Source organism: Quatrionicoccus australiensis (assembly GCF_020510425.1).
Taxonomy (GTDB): domain Bacteria; phylum Pseudomonadota; class Gammaproteobacteria; order Burkholderiales; family Rhodocyclaceae; genus Azonexus; species Azonexus australiensis_A.
In genome coordinates this window covers 2,458,214-2,476,793 of record NZ_JAHBAH010000001.1, presented here as the reverse complement: position 1 = coordinate 2,476,793, position 18,580 = coordinate 2,458,214, and the positions used below count along the sequence as shown (strand labels likewise).

Sequence of the window (18,580 nt, the reverse complement as noted above, 5' to 3'; positions counted from 1 at the left end):
GCAAACTCCGTTCATTCCTTGTCCTTCAGTTCAGGCTCGTTTTCGTTCGGCGGCCGAAACACGATCCTGATGATCCAGATGCCGAGTGCGGCAAAACCGATGCCGATCAGCGCCCACGGGCTGAAACCCGCGCTGATTGCACACAGGCCGCCGCTGGTAATCATCCAGGCACCGAGCAGCAGAATCAGCGCCTTCGCAAACAAATTCCCCATTTTCCTCTCCCTGTTCAAACCACGACCGGCGTCCCGGTCCGATATTGTCGCCACAGCGCCGGCAGATAAGCGAGCAGCGCCAGCAGACAAACCCATTGAATCCCCGACCAACCGAGCGGATAGGCAAAAGGCACCGGTTTCAGGCTGTCGACCGCCAGGCGCCACAACAGATAGGCAACCAGCAGCAACTTGAAGAGCAGGCCCGGCCGGTCGGCAAGCCGCGGCTGCAAACGCTGCAGGACGAACCACAGGCCGCCGGCAAAAAGAATTTCATAGAGCTGCGTCGGATGGCGCGGGATGCCGTCGCCGAAATCGATCGCCCAGGGCAGATCGCTCGGATTGCCGAAAGTACCGTCAGCCAGCCCGGCCAGGAAACAGCCGATGCGGCCGATGATCAGGCCGAGCAGGATCGGAAACACGAAGGCGTCACCGGTCGACCGGCGTACGCCGGCCATTTTCTTGGCGATCTCGACGCCGATCAGACCGCCGAGCAGGCCGCCGACCATCGACTGGCCGCCCAGCCAGACGGTCGGCGTATTCCAGTATTGCGCCAGCAGGTGCGGCATCTCGATCCAGAAAACCGCCTTGTTGCCGAAGGCCGCGCCGAAGATGCAGCCGGCGGCGACCGCGAACTCCGGCCCGTGCAGCACGCTGGCGGCAGCGTCGCGCCGGCGCAGGTAGCGATAGAAAGCGGTGCCGACGCCGAGCGCCAGCATCTCGAAAAAGCCGTGCACCAGCGCCGCATATTCAACGGGAATCATGGCTGCGGCGGTTCCTCCGGCGTGGCCGGCTTGCCTTGCAGGCTGCGGATCGCGAGATAGAAAAACAGCGCGCCGAGCACGACCGAGGCGATGCCGATCACGGCAATCATGCCGTAGGACGTCGATTCGATCCCGATCGCGCTGCAGAACAGGCCGCCGGCGATCATTGTCACACCGAGCGCGAGCAGGAAGACCTTGAACAAAACACTAATGACTTGCATGTCATCTCCTTGAAAATCGCTCGTTCAGGCCTGTGCACCGCACAGCGCGGCAACCTGCTGGCGCAGCGCTTCCGGCGTCGCTTGGTCGGCCGGCACGGGCGCGCCGACGTTCAGTCCAATACGCGAGAACAGGCCGCGCCGGAACGGCTTCTGCATCGCCTTGCCGTCGATGCGCGAGAAGAAACTGCCCCACAGGCCGGACAGCGCCATCGGCACGACCGGCACCGGGTTGGCGTCGAGAATGCGCGTGATGCCGGGCCGGAAGGCTTGCAACTCGCCGTCCGGGCTGAGGCCGCCTTCCGGGAAGATGGCGACCAGCTCGCCGTTGGCCAATGCGGTCGACACCTCGGCGAAGGCCTTTTCCATCAGCGCCGGGTCTTCCTTGGCCGGTGCGATGGGAATCGCGCCGCTGTGCCGGAAGACGTAATTGAGCAGCGGGATGCGGAAGATGCGGTGATCCATCACGAAGCGCACCGGGCGCGGCGCCGCCCCCATGACGACCAGCGAATCGACAAAGCTGACGTGATTGCAGACGAGCAGCGCCGCGCCCTCCTCCGGAATGTGCTGCGTGCCTGCGCTGCGCAGCCGGTAGGCGGCCTTGATCAGCAGCCAGGCGACGAAGCGGATCAGGAATTCCGGCACCAGGCGGTAGATGTAGAGCGCGACCAGCGCATTGAGCGCCGCCGCACCGGCAAACAGCGCCGGAATCGACAGGCCGGCACCGAGCAGCGCGCCGGCCCCAAGCGCGCCGACCACCATGAACAGCGCGTTGAGGATGTTGTTGGCGGCGATGATGCGGGCACGGTGGCCGGCGGCGCTGCGCAACTGCACCAGCGCATAGAGCGGCACGATGAAGAAGCCGCCGAAGACGCCGAGCATGACCAGATCGAACAGCACGCGCCAGACGGCCGGCAGGCTGAGCAGCGCGAGAAGTTCGTGCGGCGTCGTACCGGTCAACCCGCTCGGCGAGGCAAAAAACAGGTCGAGGCCGAACAGGGTCAGGCCGATCGAGCCGAAGGGCACCAGACCGATCTCGACATGCTTGCCGGACAGGCGCTCGCAGAGCATCGAGCCCATGCCGATGCCGACCGTGAAGGTCGCGAGCAGCAGCGTCACCGCCGACTCGCCGCCGCCCAGCACGTTCTTGGCATAGGCCGGGAACTGCGCGAGAAAGAGCGCGCCGTACAGCCAGAACCAGGAGATGCCGAGAATCGACAGGAAGACCGTGCGGTTCTGCCGGGCAAAGGCAATGTTGCGCCAGGTTTCCGACAGCGGATTGAGGTTGACCGTCAGCCCCGGCTCGGGCGCCGGCGCACTCGGAATGCCGCGGCTGCTCAGGTAGCCGGCGGCAGCGACAACGAAGCCGCCGAGCGCGATCCAGGCCGGATGCTCGACCGAACCGGCGAGCAGGCCGCCAGCCAGCGTGCCGATCAGGATGGCGACGAAAGTCCCGGCCTCGATCAGCGCATTGCCGCCGACCAGTTCGTCGTTATGCAGATGCTGCGGCAGGATCGCGTACTTGACCGGCCCGAACAGCGTCGAGTGGCAGCCGAGCAGGAACAGCGCGCCCATCAGCACCGGCAGACTGTGCAGGAAGAAGCCGGCCGCCGCAACGCCCATGATCACCATCTCGAGCACCTTGACCAGGCGCGCCAGCAAGGCCTTGTCGTACTTGTCGGCCAACTGGCCGGCGGTCGCCGAAAACAGGAAGAAAGGCAGGATGAAGATGCCGGCCGCCAGGTTGGCGAGCAGCTCGACCTTGAGCGTCGTCCATTGCGCCGCCTGGAAAGTCAGCAGCACGACCAGCGCGTTCTTGAACAGGTTGTCGTTGAAGGCCCCGAGAAATTGGGTGACGAAGAAGGGTGCGAAGCGCTTCTCCTTGAGAAGTCCGAATTGTCCGCTCATGCTTGGCTCGCAGCGAAAAGGCGGCGGGTCGCGAAGACCGCCGGAGAAAAGGAATGACCTTGCCAACGCAGCAGGCGTTTGAGGGCAAAGTCGAAGAACAGCGGATTGTGCTGGCGCAGGATGTCGAGATCATGAACGGCCGCCCTGGGCAGCAGCCCGGCGCGGGCCAGCGCCGCCGGTGAGGTCAGCGGCACGACGCCGGGCAGCGGGTAGTCGGAACCGTGCAGCAGGCGCTCGTGCAGGTCGCTGCGTTCGAGCAGGGTCCGGATGATCGCCGGCTGGCGGTTACGCTGGCTGATCGCCGAGATGTCGCCATACAGCAGCTCCCTGGCGCGCGGCTCGGCCATCAGTTTGAGGAAGAGATCGAAACTGCGGCGAACCTTGCCATCGTCGTCGACATCGTCACCGAGCGAGGCGCAGTGCGCGACCACCACCCTGACCCCGGCGTCGAGCGCCCGGCGCAGGCGCAGCGGATTGCCCAGAGCTTGCGTGTTGCTGCCCTCGACCGCCTTTTCCTCGCCGCAATGCACGATCAGCGGCGTGCCGCGGCGGGCAAGCACGCGATAGAACGCATCGCAGCGCGCATCGGCCGGATCCATGCCCATCGCCGCCGGCAGCCATTTGACGGCACGGGCGCCGCCGGAAATGGCCGCTTCCAGACGGTCGACCGCATCGGCGCGATAAGGATGCAGCGACGCCACCCATTCGAAACGCGCCGGGAAATCCCTGGCCAGTTGCGCCGCCCAGGCATTCGGCACGTAGAAGGCCGAATGCTCGGGATGCGCGTCGCCCCGCCCGTCGTGAAAACGCTCGAAGGCAAACAACATGACCTTGAAGCCGGCCGGCATCGCGTCGCACAGGTTGAGCAGGCGGGCGACGTAGGCCTGATCGACCTTGCCCGGCGCATCGTGGGCGCAGCCGGCATTCATGTAAAACAGGCGCTGCGCGTAATGCAGCGGATGCAGCGGTGAAGCCAGTTGCGGCCCGATCTCGATACCGCTGCCGCCATCGCCCAGCCCGGCTAGATGCACATGGCAATCCCATAGCTGCGCCGGATCAATGCCGTCCCAGATCTGCTTGAGCCAGGGACTGTCGTTCAGGACCGCCGGAATGGCAACGCGGCATTTGTTCACCAGCACCGGCTTGGCGCTGCTCCAGCCGGCCGCCGACAAGGCAGCCGCCCCGCCGAGCAAGGCGACGAAACGACGGCGGGAAGCATTTGCGAGCATCAGGCGGTCTCCGCCATTTTCTTCAGGCTCACGTAATCCACCTTGCCGGTGCCGAGCAGCGGCAGCGCATCGACGCGCACGATCTTGCGCGGCACGGCCAGTTCCGGCATACCCAGTGTGCGGGCGCTCGCCGCCAGTTGCTCGCGACCCAGCGCCGGGTCGGTGGTGAACAGCACCAGCGCTTCGCCCTTGCCCGGATCGGGCTGGCTCGACGCGCCATGTTGCGCGTTGGGCGAGGCGGCAACCGCCAGTTTCTCGACCACTTCCAGGCTGACCATCTCGCCGGCAATCTTGGCGAAGCGTTTGACGCGGCCGACGATCTTCACGAAGCCCTCTTCGTCGATATCGACGATGTCGCCGGTTTCGTACCAGCCGGCGCCGAGGTCGGAGGTCGGCGGCTGCAGCACGCCGGGCTGGTCGCCCTTGAGGTAGCCGGCCATCACGTTCGGACCGCGCACATGCAGCATGCCGCCCTGCTCAATACCGGGCACCGGCACCAGCTGGTGCTCGATACCGGGCAGCAGGTTGCCGACGGTGCCGGTTTTGTAGGCCATCGGCGTGTTGACCGCCAGGACCGGCGCGGTTTCGGTGGCGCCGTAGCCTTCAAAAATGCGCAGGCCGAATTTCTCGAACCACAGGTCGCGCACGGCAGTCGACAGCTTTTCGGCGCCGGCAACGACGTAGCGCAGGCGATAGAAATCGTAGGGATTGGCGAACTTGGCGTAATTGCCGAGGAAGGTCGAGGTACCGAACAGCACGGTGCAGCCGCGGTCGTAGGCAAGTTCGGGAATCACGCGGTAATGCAGCGGCGACGGGTAGAGGAAGAGACTGGCGCCGTTCAGCACCGGCAGCAGCGCGCCGGCGGTCAGGCCAAAGGAATGGAAGATGGGCAGCGCGTTGAGGAACTTGTCGTATACCGAGAAATCGATCACCGAACGGATCTGCGCGACATTGGCAAGGATCGCCCGGTGCGGCAGCACGACGCCCTTGGGCTTGCCCTCGGAACCCGACGTGAACAACACCACCGCGGCATCCTCGGGCGCCGCCGGCAATTCGTAGGCGCGCGGGAAGTGGACCGCCCAGAGCACCAGCCACAGCTTGTCGGCGAGGCTGATCCTTTCGCGGATGTCCTCGAGGTAATGCAGTTGCACGCCAGTCAGCGCCGCCAGTTTGCCGGCCAGCTTGGCCTGCTCGACGAAGGCGCGCGAGGTGACGATGTTGCGGATCTCGGCGGCGTCGCAGGCGGTCTGCATGGCATCGACGCCGGCCGTGTAATTGAGCATCGCGGGAATGCGCCGGCGCGCCGTCAGGCCGAAGATCAGGCCCAGCGTCGGCACGACATTGGGCAGCAGCAGGCCGACCTTCTCACCCGGCGCCGTGAAGCGCTCGACCTGGCGGCCGAGGATCAGCGCCATCTTGAACAGGTCCTTGTACGAATACTCGACCTGCTTGATGTCCTCGAGCAGGCGGCGGCCATGCCCGAAAATCGCGGCGGCATCGCACAGCGCCGAGTACAACGTCTGCGCCGGGCGCGAGATGAAGACCATTTCCTGCATCAGGCGGCGCATCGCCTCGCCCGCCTTGCGCCGGCGCAGCTTGGCGGTCGACGCCTCGGGCATGGGGAAAACGCGCTCGGACAGCACGGTCAGACGGATTTTCGGAAACAGCGCGCGCGGATGCTTGCCGGACAGGCGCGAGAAATAGCTGCGCGCCGTGCCTTCGAGACGCACCGGCACGACCGTGGCGCCGGTTTTGGCGGCAACGAAGGCGGGGCCGTCGTACACCTTCATCAGGCTGCCGGTCAGCGTAATCCGCCCTTCCGGAAAGATCACCACCGGGCGACCGGTTTCGATCAGGCGGATGACCTTCTTCATTGCCATCGGGCTGGCCGGATCGACCGTCAGGTAATCGACCTGCGACAGCAGCAGACGGAAATACCAGCGATTGGCAATCGCGGTATTGATCACGAAAACCGGGTCGACCGGCAGGAACAGGCCGATCAGCAGGCCGTCGAGAAAGGACTCGTGATTGGCGACGATGAGCAGGCGCTCATGCGCGAAATCGGCGCCCCGGACATCAATCTCGAGACGAAACAGCAGGCGGGCCAGGCCGCGCAACAGCGGCCGCAGAAGAGTGCGCATCAGGTATTTTCCTTGAGGTAGTCGAGCACGTTGCCCAGCGTGTTTTCGAGGGCGTCGCGATTGATCCAGAACCAGACTTCCTTGCCGATCTTCTCGGAAGCCAGCACCCCGGATTCGTGCAGGATTTTCAGGTGGTGCGAGACGGTCGACCGCGCCAGCGTCGACACTTCGGCGATCTGCCCGACATTGAGCCGCTCGCCCGGCTCGAACAAAAGCAGCATGCGCTGCCGGTGTTCGTCGCCGAGCGCGACAAAAATGCGGGACATGTCTTGCCACTCGGGGGGAATGGCACGGGTATAGTCATTTCTCATGTCGATAATCTTAGTTATATCGACATGTACTCGTCAAGCATTTTATTTGCGAAAGGATTCTCGTCCGCAGCTTAAGTTGAGACTTTCGCAGCTTAGGGCGAGATAGCAAACCGTTGTGCCACAATGGTTTCAAAGGCTTCATCAAGCCCAAGAGCGGCAGACGCTAGTGATTTCGTGGTTTTGACGACGTCCCCCCGGAATTGAGTAGCGCCTGACTTTAGAGTCCAATTCACCACGACAAGGAGATTGGACATGAAGAAGCGATTCACCGAAGAACAGATCATTGGCTTCCTGCGGGAAGCAGAAGCAGGAATGCCGATAGCGGAGTTGTGCCGCAAGCACGCCTTCTCAGAGGCAAGCTACTACCTCTGGCGCAGCAAGTTTGGCGGAATGAGCGTGTCGGACGCTAAGCGGCTCAAGGAGCTCGAAACGGAAAACACGCGCTTGAAGAAGCTGTTGGCCGAAACGATGCTGGAAAACGAGATCGCTAAGGAAGCTCTGCGAAAAAAGTGGTGAGCGCACCGTCACGACGTGATCTGGTGCGCTACCTGATCGACGAGGGGCTCAGCGAGCGAAAGTCATTGCGGTTCGTTGGCATGAGTCCGAGTTCATTCCGTTACCAGCCGGCGGCGGATCGCAATGCTGCTTTGAAGGAGCAGATCGTCACGCTCGCCCAACGTCATCGGCGCTACGGTGCCGGGATGATCTACTTGAAGCTGCGGCAGGCCGGCCTGGTGGTGAATCACAAGCGGGTGGATCGGCTCTACGCCGAGGCCGGTCTGCAAGTGAGAAGGCGAAAGCGGAAGAAGATTCCGGTGTCGGATCGTCACCCACTAGAGCGCCCTTCGGCCGCCAATCAGGTCTGGTCAATGGATTTCGTGTTCGACCGGACGGCGGAAGGGCGAGTCATCAAAAGCCTGACCGTTGTCGACGATGCGACGCATGAAGCGGTCGCGATTGTTCCGGAACGCGCAATCGGCGGCATGCAACTCACCCGAACGCTCGATCAGTTGGCCAAGACGCGAGGCTTGCCCAAGGCCATTCGGACGGATAACGGCAAGGAGTTCTGTAGTCGGGCCATGCTGACCTGGGCGCATGCCCGTGGCGTCCAACTCTTTCTCATTGAGCCAGGCAAGCCGAATCAGAACGCCTATATCGAATCGTTCAATGGGCGTTTCCGGGATGAATGCCTGAATGAGCACTGGTTCACCAGCCTGCGCCATGCCCAGGTCGTCATCGAAGGCTGGCGCCGCGAGTACAACGAGGAGCGACCGAAAAAATCCCTGGGCGGTTTGACGCCCGCAGCCTATGCAAAATCACTCACCCAGAAATCAGGTAAATTACCCCCGGACTCTAAAGCCCTCTGCTACTGAAAACGGGGGGACGTCGTAGCAAAAGCTCCTTGATAGAAAGCTTGACAGTTCTGGTGGTCGATTGGCACAGGCGTCTCTCGCTAATGTCTGTTACAACAAACGGCAGATCGTTTGACATTATCTACCGTAGGGAAGAATTTCGGCCAAAGCCAACCTTCGGCCTCTGGCCTGAACAGGCGGTTATTTGTCAGTTACCTGCCGCTCGGTCTCTGAAGGCGGCGAATCGCCGCTCTCGTTATCTACGAGGAACGGCACCCGCCCCAGATCGGAAGTTGTCAAATAGCGAAAGAGGACGCGCAGCGGCGTCCCATAAAGGCCGTTAGCAGCAGCAAATTTTGGCGTGCCGTATCACAATGACTATCGGGTAATCGCGATACTACTATTTGGGCACTCTAAACTGCACTTTGAGTTGGCGACATATTCCCGCATCCACTCCAGCTTTGGCCGAATTTTGCTCTCCCAAGGGTAAGAAAGAATTTGCTCATCGATAGTATTGGCGACGGAATTTATAAGCCCTTCATGGGTAAACTCTTGATTTCCTATTTGCATTCTAAAATCCATTTCGAGAATGTAGAATGGATTTAGATGGTATGCATTATTCTGCTGTTGTATTAGTTCCGGGATATAAAAGCGTTTAGGTAGAAACCGAATGTTTGGGTTGGCTTCTGAAAAGGCTTCCCGATGCGCTCTATCTGAAAAACCCTTGGCGCGTTCTCCGAGCGGATCAGCCAGTAAGATTCTTGGAGTAACCGCTTTCTTTGATTCAAGAACATACGCTTCTTCAACAGCTGGGCCGAAGAAGCTCAGATCATCGTGATAGGCATCGTCAAATGATACTCCACCTCTCACGAGATACCCGTCATTGAGTAGACGGATAGTGGTGATGGTCGTATTGAATAGTGCGGCCTGAATCAGCAACTCCTCAGCCTCGGCGCTCTCGTCGACACCCTCTCGAAATCCATGAAATATGTATGCACAATCGGAGAAACTATAGACTTTGCGGTAGTACGCAGCCTCCTCTCTGTCCCTTGATTGACAATCACGAATAGATTCGTGGAATGCTCTATGCACCCTGTATTTCGATTCAAAATCTTGGTTGTCTCTTGTTCCTAGAATATCTAGGAATGCGACCACTACTTTCTTATAGCCCATAATATTTCTCAATGTTTCGATGGGTCTAACATGGAGTTGAGGCTCATACGCTGTCTTTCGCACACACGCCTCGAACCCTGGACTGGAACACAGCGTGGCAACCTAGAATGCATTGAATAAAGTCATGGCAACCTTCGCAATTTCGGCGACTGACGATGCGTAAACGAGACAGACTAGTAGAGTCGAGAGTTCCATATATGCAAACACCGGAAACGAAGTAGCTTTTGGCTGCTTGAAAACGAGAAGTCGTTTCAGGCCATTTCGGGGGAGCGTGTAAATCAGCTCTTCGAAATGTAGCTGTCTAAATGATCGAATTAGTGCAATAGGAACCGCGACAAGAAAACCCCCTACCATGATTGCTTGCACTAAAGGATCAGTGCTTTTGTGCAGCGATGGAAGGACTTCGTTGGATAAAACTGTTGCCGCGGAGACCAGACCAACTTGTGAAAACATGGCGACCCCCAGAATGGTAATGCCCCAAGAACCTAGGAAGATGGCGATGCGCACACTACGCTTACGAAATTTTGGACTTAACCGGCTATACGAACGTTGTGTTTCGATGACGATTACTAAGAAGATCGCAGTGAGCGCAACTAGCGGCCAGTCAACGTAAGGACTCCCTGTTTTCGTGACAAAGAAAGCACCGACGACAGCAACAATGCGAGAAAAATACTTCCACGAAACACGTTGGTCTTCAGAGAGTGACGACCAACAGGGTTCTGTGATTCCTTGGCATTTGCGCATTCCTGTTCCAATATTGACTGGTTGATGCATCCATTATGCTTTCGGGATCGCCCATTGAGCAAGGAATGAGCTCGTTTGGGTCCGTATAACTCCAATAACGCAGATGCCAGTAAGCCGGCTGGGATGTCGGCTATCTGGACAAATACTCCAGGTCCGGTTGTGGCCGAGAAGCGGAAGCTGGTCACTCATCTATTCATTCGACGAAGTCTGCGATGTTTCGGCCCATGACAGAGTAGCTAGACAAACCGAAGCTCTAGTTAAGTTGCGGGGAATCGGGAAAATCCGAATTTAACGTGCGAAAGCGCGATGAACCGAGTTTGCGAGACTCAACTGCACATGTGGGAGTGCTAGGGGCTTCTGTCTCAACTTAGGTCGAGATAGATATCGGCCCGGAAGAGCGGGGCTTCTGGAACTGTGCGTTGACCGGCAAATTCGGGAGAATAGGAGAAATAGGAATCAAACGAGGAAGTAACCGTGCTAGTGAGAGATCCCATCGAAGAACTAAAAAGTACGAGAGTCTTTTCACATCTCTCCTCGCAAAGCCCAGAATACGCGGATCGCGCCGCTCAATTTGTAGAGATAATCGCGCCTATCCTCGCAACAACTATCCAGCACTTTCCTTTGTATACCCGCCATGATGCGCACCATGGATTCCAGGTAGTCCGGCGTCTGGAAAACGTACTCCTGAAGGACTGCCTAGAGATAGGATCGAGCAAGTCACTTGGGGCACCTGAGTTGTTTCTCCTAATCGCCGCAGCCTATGCGCATGACCTGGGCATGACAGTATTTCCAGGCGAGGAACCAGCGCTCAGAACGACGTTGGACCTTCCGGAGCATGGGTGGGAAACCAGTGTTCCGCTGACAGACTACCTGCGTCGCGAACATTCCAAGCGGGGGGGCGCATACATCCACCAAAATGCCCTGGCAATGGGAGTCCCTGAAAATCTGGTCGCCCCCCTGGACTGGATAATGAAGTCGCATAACCTGAGCGTTTCGGAGTTGGAAGCGAATCTGCGGAAGCCGTTCGCTGCGGATGGTCGTGTCCTCGATGTTCGGCAGCTTGCGGCCATTCTGTGCAGCGCGGACGCCATCGAATTCAGCGATACGCGCGTTCTGGATGGTGTGGTCGATCTGGCTCGACAGACCGCTGGCGATGCGGCAGCGATCTCTTTCCGGGAGAACAGAAAGCACGATTGCATCCGTGACAGCTTGGCGGTGACCGATGACGGTCAGGTAGTTGTAAGCGGGACGTTCGACGACGGCGACGTGCTTGCGCTCGCGCATCGCACGTTTGATGATATGGAAGGATGGATCCGTGGCTACTGCGACATCGATCGACAGTCGAAAATCCCCCGGCTGAAGATTCGGCCTGAGCCGTTCGTGCGGAGGTTGGATTTGCCGGGTGCAACGTTCGAGCGCTTGGGCGTAAGGATGAGCAAGCGGGCGGTTATCGACTTGATCGCGTCGAACGCGGTCTGGAAGAGATCGACGGGCGCGCCGATTCGCGAGTTGGTTCAGAACGCGGTGGAGGCATGCCGATTCCGAATGCACCATTCCAGTCCCGCTGATGATTATCAGCCGCAGGTCAGGATTGAGTTTGATCGTGCGAGGCACACGGTTACAGTAACGGACAACGGTTGCGGAATGTCGCTCCGAACCATCCTGAACCACTTTCTAAGCGTAGCAAGCAGTAGGGCCAAGGAGCCCGCCTACGCATCAAAATCGTATGCTCCGATCGCGCGCTTCGGTACAGGTTTCTGGTCGGTCTTTACTGTCGCGACTAAGGCGGACATCCGGTCTCTGGCTTTCGAAGCAGGGAACGACAAAGGCATCGGACTTCAGTTCGAAGTCTCCCTCGACGAGCTCAAGGACTACACGGTGTTCCGAGACTGCCCGATGAGCCCAGGGACGTCTGTGACCCTATCCCTGATTGAAGATATCGTCGTCGACGATGTATTTGAGCAGTGTCGCAATCTTCTGGTGCGTGCGGCTGTGCCCATCGATTTGGTCCTTGACGGGGTTGTGGAAGAGATCCCGGAGATTGTTCCGGACGTGACTCCTACGCAGCTTCTGGGGGCCAAGATGTCCGCAATGGAGGCAGATGGCCTACATACGTTCCAATGGCGCGGAGAGCGGCCGGGCGTCGAGGTCGCCATAGGACTGGTCTACCGTCTGGAAGAACAGAAAGTCACGTTTCGCCTGAATGAACACACCTCGGTCATATCGAGACTCGATCGTACGTCGGGAATATATACCACGGCAGTCTGCGGTTTTTTTGCACCGTTGAGACCATCCACTATATGTCTCGATCTATGGCGAGTCGGCACTGCTGTCGCGAATATTCAGTCGCCTCAGGGAATCGAGTACTCACTCGATCGGGGCCAGGTGCTTGAGTCGGAGCAAAGCATAAAAATGGGTCGGGCGATTACCCAATGCATACATGATGGCTATCGGGCGTTCTTGCAGGAGCGCGGCGCCTACAATCCAGAGTCGATCTACCGCCTCACAGTGGAGTCCGAGCTTAGTGGGGGCAATGTCTTCGATCAGTACACCGGTCATGAGCTTTCCGTGGCAGCCGAGGACTATCCGGATTTGTTGTGTTTTCGGCTCTATGAGGTCGCCCCCTCTCGAAAATTTCAGCAAGCAACGATCCACCATCTGGATTGGCCAGGCCTGCGTAAGCTGTCAGGAACCTGCGTCGTAGCTCAAACGAGGTTGAGCTTTCCGGCGCCCGATGGGGAATTTCGTGGCCTCTATCCGGAGCAATTAACGGAGTTAGCGTACATCGCGGCTGCGATTATTAAGCATTGTGAAGGATCGCCTGAGCCCCTGTATCTACTTGAAGCAAATCGACGTGCTTCTATGCTTTTCGATGCGGACCCGACAGGTACGGTTCAGACGGTGGCATTGACTCTTGGGCCGGGTGCCAGCAATGCTCATCTGCTTATGCAGAGATGGCGTCTGCAAAACTTGACTTTGAATCCAGACGAGCACCAGATCATTGCAGAGGTGCAAGGACGATGGACAGGCGCTTTGTATTCGCGCGATTTCGAGAATCCTCTTGGCACTCCGTATGCGTTCCTTGGTCGTCATCGAGTGGTCATAAAGACGGGTTCGAAGCTGCATGAACACTGCAGCGCGCTGGCTGAGCAGAAGCGCTTGATCAAGCTGGCCGATTTGATAGATGACCTTCAGCTACATTCGCAAGGGTTCGATCCTGAAGCGGTACGCGCGTTGATCTGAAGTAGCTCTTCAGCGAATCGTGACGTGAAGCCATCGCCGACGAAAGTGCTGACGTTCCCTCTGAAAATACCAATGGCCGATCTGTCACCAATACAGGCCAGTGGAATTTTTCAGCCGATCTCGGAGTGGCTAGACAAACCGAGGCTCGAGTTGAGCTGCGGAAGATCGGAAAAATCCCAACTTAACGTGCGAAAGCGCGATGAGCTAAGTTTGCGAGACCGAACGACACACGAGGGAATGCAAGGAGCTTCTGTCTCAACTTAAGCTGCGGACGAGAAGGATTGAACGCGCCGCCAGGGCGCCGGTGGCTAGCCGGCGTCCGGGGAGGAAGGCGGCACTGCGCTGGTGAGCGGTAGCCAGACGCGGAAGCGGCTGCCCTGCCCCGGCGCGCTGTGCACGTCGATCCGGCCACCGTGCTTGCTGACGATTTCGTAGGCCTGCGACAGGCCGAGCCCGGCGCCCTTGCCGACCGGCCGGGTCGTGTAGAAGGGCTCGAAAATGTGCTCCTGCATGGCCGGGCTCATGCCGCTACCGTCGTCGCAGACCTCGACCCACACCCCGGCATCGGCGCAGCCGCTGCGCACGGTGATCGTGCCGCGCCCCTCGATCGCATGCGCCGCATTGAGCAACAGGTTCATCAGTACCTGGTCGATCTGCGCCGCATTGCACGGCACCGCCGGCAAATCGCCCAGCTCGCGGACGATCTCGGCCTTGTGTCCGAGTTCGTGCCCGAGCACGTTGAGCGTTGCCTCGATCCCGGCATTGAGATCGGCCTGCTGCCAGGCCGCGGCATCGACATGCGAGAAATTCTTCAGATCGCCGACGATCTTGCTCACCCGGCGCAAGCCAGCCTGCGATTCGCGCAGCAACTCGGCCAGGTCTTCCCTGAGAAAATCGAAATCGGCGGCGACGAAATCGGCTTCGCCGGCCTGCCCGGCACGACAGCGTTCGAGCAGGCCTATCATCTGCTCGCTGTATTTTTGCAGCGTGCCCAGATTGGATGTAACGAAGCCGACTGGGTTGTTGATTTCATGTGCCACCCCGGCCGCCAGCTGGCCGATGCCCGCCATCTTTTCCGACTGCAACAACTGACTCTGGGTGTCCTGCAGCTCCTGGATCTTGCCGCTCAATTCGGACCAGCGCCGGCGCAGCAATTCGAGCAACAGCCAGCCGGCCACGGCAATCAGCACGAAAGCCGCAGCGTGCAGCAGGCGCGCTTCGCCGACCGCCGCCTGCACGGCGGCCTCGATCGGCGTATTGCGTTGCGACACGCTGATCCCGCCGCGAATGTCGCCGACCTTGTAGCCTTGCTTGCGATGACACTGCAGGCAACTTTCCTGCACGGCAAGCGGTGCCATGTAGCGCAACATCTCGCCATCAGGGCCGTGTTCGACGCCTGACACTTCCTTGACGCCGCGCTCGAAGGCCTGCAGCGCCAGGTACTCCCAGGCATCCGCTTCGTTTTCGGGCCGGATCGGGCGCAGGCTGGTCAGCCGGAAGACGGCGCCGGAGGCCGACTCGGCCATCTCGGCGATGAGCCGGGTCATGTAGGCGGGATTGACCATGGTCAGCTCGATACCATCGGTCGTCGTCACGTCGCGGAAGGGCACATCGAGATAGGGATTGGGTTGCGTCCGTTCCGTCACCGGCACGTAGATGCCGCCGTGACTGGCGTTCCAGTTGCGGGTCAGCAGCACCATGCGGAACATGTTGCGGGCCCCCTCGATGGCGATTGCCGTCGTCTGCCGGCGGATCTGCGTCGCCTGCGAGGACAGCGAGAAAACGACTGCAGCCGCCCAGGCAGCGAGCAACAGCAGCCACCAGCGCCGATCGCGGACAAGGGGCGGCATGCTGCGCTGCGCGACTGGAACGACATGGGCTTCCATTACCTGACCTCGGGTTGGCAACTTTCCGACGCCATCATAGCCATTTCCAGGCTGGCGACGACACCTTTTGCCGCATCCTCTACCAGGTCGAGGACATGCTCGAAACTGCCGCCCAGCGTGGTACAGGGATCGAGGATCTCCTCTTCGGCAAAGGTCGTCGCGTAGTCCATGAACAGGCGGATCTTGTCCTGTTGCACCTCGCTCGCCATGCGCCGCAGGCTGGCCAGGTTGTTGCGATCCATGGCCAGGATCAGGTCGAAATCGTCGAAATCCTGCCAGCCGATTTTGCGCGCCCGCGCCCGCGACAGGTCGTAGCCGCGCGCCCAGGCGAGCTGCCGGGCACGCACGTCGCAGGCCTCGCCCGTCCGGTGGGCGTGCGTGCCCGCCGAGGCAACCTCGACCCGGTCGCCCAGACCATGATCGCGCAACAGGCTGCGCAAAACGACCTCGGCGGCCGGCGAGCGGTAAACATTGCCCATGCAGACGCACAGAATACGATAAGGTCTTTGCATCGGCGCCGGAGCCTCGGTTAGAACCATATTTCGGGATAACGCCGGGAAGTCGGCAAATTATTGATCAGCAGCGCCACCAGCAGCAGGATCAGGGGGCCAAGCGTGCCCGGCACCAGCACGTACCAGTAGCCGAGACGGTGAATTTCCGGCGAGCCGACCACGGCGATCAGCGCCGTCGCACCGCCTGGCGGATGCAGGGTCCGCGTCGCGTGCATCAGCGCCAGGGCACTCGCCACCGCCACGGCGGGCGCCAGCAGCGGCAAGGCGTGGAGCAGTTGCCAGCAACTGACGCCAACCAGCGCCGAGAGCAGATGCCCGCCAATCAAATTGCGCGGCTGGGCGAGCGGACTGCGCACGGCGCCGTAAACCAGCACCGCCGAGGCACCGAAGGAGCCGATCATCAGGATCAGGTCGTAGCCGGCGAACAGCAGTTGTGCCAGCCAGGCGAGCAGGCCGATGCCAAGCAGGGCGCCGAGCCAGGACCAGAAGATTTCCTCGTTGCTGACCCGCGGCGGGCTACCCCGCGTCGTACCGCGCATCTTGCGCCAATAGCCGCGCCAGCTTCGCTCGAGCACGCCTCAGTCCTCGCCCGGATCGGGCATGGCTGCCGTCAGGCGAGCCACGGCATGACGCCAGGCCAGATGGTAGACGGTGCGAAAATCCTCGGTGCTGATGTCGATATAGCCCGACACGTGCGCCAGGGCATCGAGGATGTCTTCGTCCGACAGCTCGAGTTCGAGCGCAGTCGCCACGCTGCGGCGGTTCTCTGCCGGGTCGCTCATGCCTCAGCCCCCCGCCGTCAGCGCGGCAGCCGGTGCCCGGCCGGCTGGCACCAGGCCGAGCGGATCGCGCAGCAGATCGGCCAGGGTATAGCTATCGAGGACCAGGAACATGGCGCTGAGCGCCTCGTTGAGGATGCGTTTCAGGCCGCAGGCGCCCTGGATGCGGCAACTGGCGTCGCTGCCCAGACATTCGGCCAGCATGAAGTCGGTCTCCGTCTGGCGCAGCACCTCGCCAAGCACGATCGCGTCCGGCGAGCGGGCCAGCCGCATGCCGCCGCCCTTGCCGCGCACGGTTTCGAGATAGCCGTAACGGCCGAGCTGGTGCACGACCTTCATCAGGTGGTTTTCCGAAATCGCGTGGCCGGCGGCGATCTCGCTGATCGTCGCCAGGCGGTCGGGATCGGCACCGAGATACATCAGGACACGCAGGCTGTAGTCGGAAAAATTGCTCAGGCGCATGACAATGCTTAAGGTGTATTTGAAATATTGCTTATAGCAGCCGGGCTTGCTAAAATCAAGATTCATTTTATTTACACCTTATCGGCCCCACCGGGCCTGGGCCGCGCTCCGGCGGGCCGGAAGGCAGCATGAGCACTCGTTCCACCCCGCGCAAAGTGATCGCCATCAAGCCGGTTGGCGGCGCCGAAGGCAAGGTTTATCCACGCTCGGTGAGCGGCCCTTATACCAGTTGGCGCTGGATTTTCGTCTGGCTGACCCAGGTCGTTTTCTACGGCCTGTGCTGGCTGCCCTGGCATGGTCGCCAGGCGGTGCTGTTCGATATCGACACGCGCAAGTTCTATTTCTTCGACCTGGTACTCTGGCCACAGGACACAATCTACCTGGTCCTGCTGATGATCCTCGGTGCCTTCGCGCTCTTCCTGTTCACCGCCGTAGCCGGGCGCCTGTGGTGTGGCTATAGCTGCCCGCAGACGGTCTATACCTCGATCTTCCTCTGGTTCGAGAAGATCATCGAAGGCGAGCGGCCGCAACGCATCAAGCTCGACGCCGCCCCCTGGTCGCACCGCAAGCTGGCGCTGAAGACGGCCAAGCACGCCGTCTGGCTGATTTTTTCATTGTGGACCGGCATCACCTTCGTCGGCTATTTCATGCCAATCCGCGAATTGATCGCCGATCTGCTCGCCTTCGCCCCCGGCCCCTGGGCCGCCTTCTGGGTGGTGTTCTACGCCTTCGCGACCTACGGCAACGCCGGTTTCCTGCGCGACCAGATGTGCCGCCAGATCTGCCCCTACGCCCGCTTCCAGTTCGTGATGTTCGACCCGGACACGCTGATCATCGCCTACGACACGGCGCGCGGCGAATCGCGCGGCGCCCGTGCCAAGGGCAGCGACCCGCAGGCTCTCGGCCTTGGCGACTGCATCGATTGCGGTATCTGCGTCCAGGTCTGCCCGACCGGCATCGACATCCGCAACGGCCTGCAGAACGAGTGCATCGGTTGCGCCGCCTGCATCGACGCCTGCGACCAGGTAATGGACAAGATGAATTACCCGCGCGGCCTGATCCGCTACTCGACCGAGAACGCGGTCAGCATGCGCTATACGCCGACCGAGATCCTGCGCCGCGCCGTGCGGCCGCGCGTCATTTTCTACAGCGCCATCCTCGTCCTGCTCACCGCCGCGACAGCCTGGTCGCTGGCGTCACGCATTCCGCTCAAGGTCAATGTACTCAAGGATCGCAGCGTGCTGTCGCGCGAGGCCGACGACGGCTCGATCGAAAACGCCTACCGCCTGCAGATCATGAATACCGGCGACCAGACACGCAGCTTCCGGATCAGCGTCGCCGGCATCGACGGCATCCGCCTGACGAGCAGCGAACGGCTGACCATTGCCGGCGGCGAAATCGGCATCCAGACGGCGATTGTCACGGCGGCACCCGGCGCCAGCCAGGCCGGTGCGACAGCGATCAACTTCACGATTGCCGACGAAAACGATCCGCAGGTCAGCGTTGTCGAACATTCCAAATTCTGGATGCCGTAGCGGTCGACCGGCAAAACCGCGCAAAAACGAAACCGGTTTGGCTTGGGGCAAATTAATTTGATAAATTCGAATAATACTCGTTGACTATTCGAATTTATCAAATTAGTATTAAAA

Annotated in this window: 17 protein-coding genes; 3 read left to right on the top strand and 14 right to left on the bottom strand. The window is 60.3% G+C overall.

Going from position 1 to position 18,580, the window contains the following annotated elements; genetic code table 11:
• Window positions 1-11: 11 nt before the first annotated feature.
• The 7 genes from KIG99_RS11945 to KIG99_RS11915 are packed head-to-tail and all read right to left on the bottom strand — an operon-like array spanning window position 12 to window position 6,735.
• Window positions 12-212, bottom strand: a complete 201-nt coding sequence (locus tag KIG99_RS11945; protein WP_226460347.1) for a hypothetical protein — start codon at window positions 210-212, stop codon at window positions 12-14.
• Window positions 213-226: 14 nt separating this feature from the next.
• The gene (locus KIG99_RS11940) at window positions 227-973 is read right to left on the bottom strand and encodes a prolipoprotein diacylglyceryl transferase (RefSeq protein ID WP_226460346.1); all 747 of its coding nucleotides are present in this window, start codon (window positions 971-973) and stop codon (window positions 227-229) included.
• Window positions 970-1,194 (bottom strand): hypothetical protein, encoded by a 225-nt coding sequence (locus KIG99_RS11935; protein WP_226460345.1) that lies wholly within the window; start codon window positions 1,192-1,194, stop codon window positions 970-972. The genes KIG99_RS11940 and KIG99_RS11935 overlap by 4 nt, the downstream gene beginning before the upstream one ends.
• Before the next feature lie 24 nt (window positions 1,195-1,218).
• Window positions 1,219-3,099, bottom strand: a complete 1,881-nt coding sequence (locus KIG99_RS11930) for an MFS transporter (protein ID WP_226460344.1) — start codon at window positions 3,097-3,099, stop codon at window positions 1,219-1,221.
• A complete protein-coding gene (locus tag KIG99_RS11925) occupies window positions 3,096-4,328 on the bottom strand; it encodes an amidohydrolase family protein (RefSeq protein WP_226460343.1) in 1,233 nt (410 codons plus the stop codon). The genes KIG99_RS11930 and KIG99_RS11925 overlap by 4 nt, the downstream gene beginning before the upstream one ends.
• Window positions 4,328-6,469: a bifunctional acyl-ACP--phospholipid O-acyltransferase/long-chain-fatty-acid--ACP ligase gene (gene aas, locus KIG99_RS11920; RefSeq protein WP_226460342.1), complete on the bottom strand. Its 2,142-nt coding sequence runs from the start codon at window positions 6,467-6,469 to the stop codon at window positions 4,328-4,330. The genes KIG99_RS11925 and aas overlap by 1 nt, the downstream gene beginning before the upstream one ends.
• Window positions 6,469-6,735 carry an ArsR/SmtB family transcription factor gene (locus KIG99_RS11915; protein ID WP_226460341.1) on the bottom strand — a complete coding sequence of 89 codons (267 nt, stop codon included), beginning with the start codon at window positions 6,733-6,735 and terminating at the stop codon, window positions 6,469-6,471. Before KIG99_RS11915 ends, aas begins: the two co-directional genes overlap by 1 nt.
• A 297-nt stretch (window positions 6,736-7,032) precedes the next feature.
• On the opposite strand from KIG99_RS11915, the gene KIG99_RS11910 reads away from it, so the two are divergent.
• Window positions 7,033-8,153 (top strand): IS3 family transposase gene (locus KIG99_RS11910; RefSeq protein ID WP_226458267.1). Its coding sequence is split into 2 segments (ribosomal slippage): window positions 7,033-7,285 and window positions 7,285-8,153, totalling 1,122 coding nucleotides; the frame shifts between segments, so codons are not numbered across the junction.
• 357 nt (window positions 8,154-8,510) lie between these two features.
• Here KIG99_RS11910 and KIG99_RS11905 read toward each other — a convergent pair.
• The gene (locus KIG99_RS11905; RefSeq protein ID WP_226460340.1) at window positions 8,511-9,305 is read right to left on the bottom strand and encodes a hypothetical protein; all 795 of its coding nucleotides are present in this window, start codon (window positions 9,303-9,305) and stop codon (window positions 8,511-8,513) included.
• A gap of 102 nt (window positions 9,306-9,407) precedes the next feature.
• Window positions 9,408-10,079, bottom strand: a complete 672-nt coding sequence (locus tag KIG99_RS11900; RefSeq protein ID WP_226460339.1) for a hypothetical protein — start codon at window positions 10,077-10,079, stop codon at window positions 9,408-9,410.
• A 450-nt stretch (window positions 10,080-10,529) separates the two neighbouring features.
• Between KIG99_RS11900 and KIG99_RS11895 the strand changes: the two genes are divergently transcribed.
• Window positions 10,530-13,292, top strand: coding sequence for an HD domain-containing protein (locus KIG99_RS11895; RefSeq protein ID WP_226460338.1), 2,763 nt, complete (start codon window positions 10,530-10,532; stop codon window positions 13,290-13,292).
• 308 nt (window positions 13,293-13,600) lie between these two features.
• Here the strand turns inward: KIG99_RS11895 and KIG99_RS11890 are convergent, their stop codons facing one another.
• The 5 genes from KIG99_RS11890 to KIG99_RS11870 are packed head-to-tail and all read right to left on the bottom strand — an operon-like array spanning window position 13,601 to window position 16,997.
• On the bottom strand, window positions 13,601-15,142 hold the full coding sequence (locus tag KIG99_RS11890) for an ATP-binding protein (protein WP_226460337.1): 1,542 nt from the start codon (window positions 15,140-15,142) through the stop codon (window positions 13,601-13,603).
• Between the two features lie 35 nt (window positions 15,143-15,177).
• Window positions 15,178-15,690, bottom strand: coding sequence for a low molecular weight protein-tyrosine-phosphatase (locus tag KIG99_RS11885; RefSeq protein ID WP_226460336.1), 513 nt, complete (start codon window positions 15,688-15,690; stop codon window positions 15,178-15,180).
• Window positions 15,691-15,707: 17 nt separating this feature from the next.
• On the bottom strand, window positions 15,708-16,265 hold the full coding sequence (locus KIG99_RS11880) for an HPP family protein (protein ID WP_226460335.1): 558 nt from the start codon (window positions 16,263-16,265) through the stop codon (window positions 15,708-15,710).
• Between the two features lie 3 nt (window positions 16,266-16,268).
• A complete protein-coding gene (locus tag KIG99_RS11875; RefSeq protein ID WP_226460334.1) occupies window positions 16,269-16,472 on the bottom strand; it encodes a hypothetical protein in 204 nt (67 codons plus the stop codon).
• Window positions 16,473-16,475: 3 nt separating this feature from the next.
• Window positions 16,476-16,997 carry an RrF2 family transcriptional regulator gene (locus tag KIG99_RS11870; RefSeq protein WP_319002379.1) on the bottom strand — a complete coding sequence of 174 codons (522 nt, stop codon included), beginning with the start codon at window positions 16,995-16,997 and terminating at the stop codon, window positions 16,476-16,478.
• A gap of 62 nt (window positions 16,998-17,059) precedes the next feature.
• Here KIG99_RS11870 and ccoG point away from each other — a divergent pair, with 62 nt between their 5' ends.
• On the top strand, window positions 17,060-18,466 hold the full coding sequence (gene ccoG / locus KIG99_RS11865) for a cytochrome c oxidase accessory protein CcoG (protein ID WP_226460333.1): 1,407 nt from the start codon (window positions 17,060-17,062) through the stop codon (window positions 18,464-18,466).
• The last annotated feature ends 114 nt before the right edge of the window (window positions 18,467-18,580 follow it).

Bases quoted from the DNA above. Each gene is read 5' to 3' on its own strand.
- KIG99_RS11945 (WP_226460347.1), bottom strand. From the start codon at position 212: ATGGGGAATTTGTTTGCGAAGGCGCTGATTCTGCTGCTCGGTGCCTGG.
- KIG99_RS11940 (WP_226460346.1), bottom strand. From the start codon at position 973: ATGATTCCCGTTGAATATGCGGCGCTGGTGCACGGCTTTTTCGAGATG.
- KIG99_RS11935 (WP_226460345.1), bottom strand. From the start codon at position 1,194: ATGCAAGTCATTAGTGTTTTGTTCAAGGTCTTCCTGCTCGCGCTCGGT.
- KIG99_RS11930 (WP_226460344.1), bottom strand. From the start codon at position 3,099: ATGAGCGGACAATTCGGACTTCTCAAGGAGAAGCGCTTCGCACCCTTC.
- KIG99_RS11925 (WP_226460343.1), bottom strand. From the start codon at position 4,328: ATGCTCGCAAATGCTTCCCGCCGTCGTTTCGTCGCCTTGCTCGGCGGG.
- aas (WP_226460342.1), bottom strand. From the start codon at position 6,469: ATGCGCACTCTTCTGCGGCCGCTGTTGCGCGGCCTGGCCCGCCTGCTG.
- KIG99_RS11915 (WP_226460341.1), bottom strand. From the start codon at position 6,735: ATGTCCCGCATTTTTGTCGCGCTCGGCGACGAACACCGGCAGCGCATG.
- KIG99_RS11905 (WP_226460340.1), bottom strand. From the start codon at position 9,305: ATGGGCTATAAGAAAGTAGTGGTCGCATTCCTAGATATTCTAGGAACA.
- KIG99_RS11900 (WP_226460339.1), bottom strand. From the start codon at position 10,079: ATGCATCAACCAGTCAATATTGGAACAGGAATGCGCAAATGCCAAGGA.
- KIG99_RS11890 (WP_226460337.1), bottom strand. From the start codon at position 15,142: ATGCCGCCCCTTGTCCGCGATCGGCGCTGGTGGCTGCTGTTGCTCGCT.
- KIG99_RS11885 (WP_226460336.1), bottom strand. From the start codon at position 15,690: ATGCAAAGACCTTATCGTATTCTGTGCGTCTGCATGGGCAATGTTTAC.
- KIG99_RS11875 (WP_226460334.1), bottom strand. From the start codon at position 16,472: ATGAGCGACCCGGCAGAGAACCGCCGCAGCGTGGCGACTGCGCTCGAA.
- KIG99_RS11870 (WP_319002379.1), bottom strand. From the start codon at position 16,997: ATGAATCTTGATTTTAGCAAGCCCGGCTGCTATAAGCAATATTTCAAA.
- ccoG (WP_226460333.1), top strand. From the start codon at position 17,060: ATGAGCACTCGTTCCACCCCGCGCAAAGTGATCGCCATCAAGCCGGTT.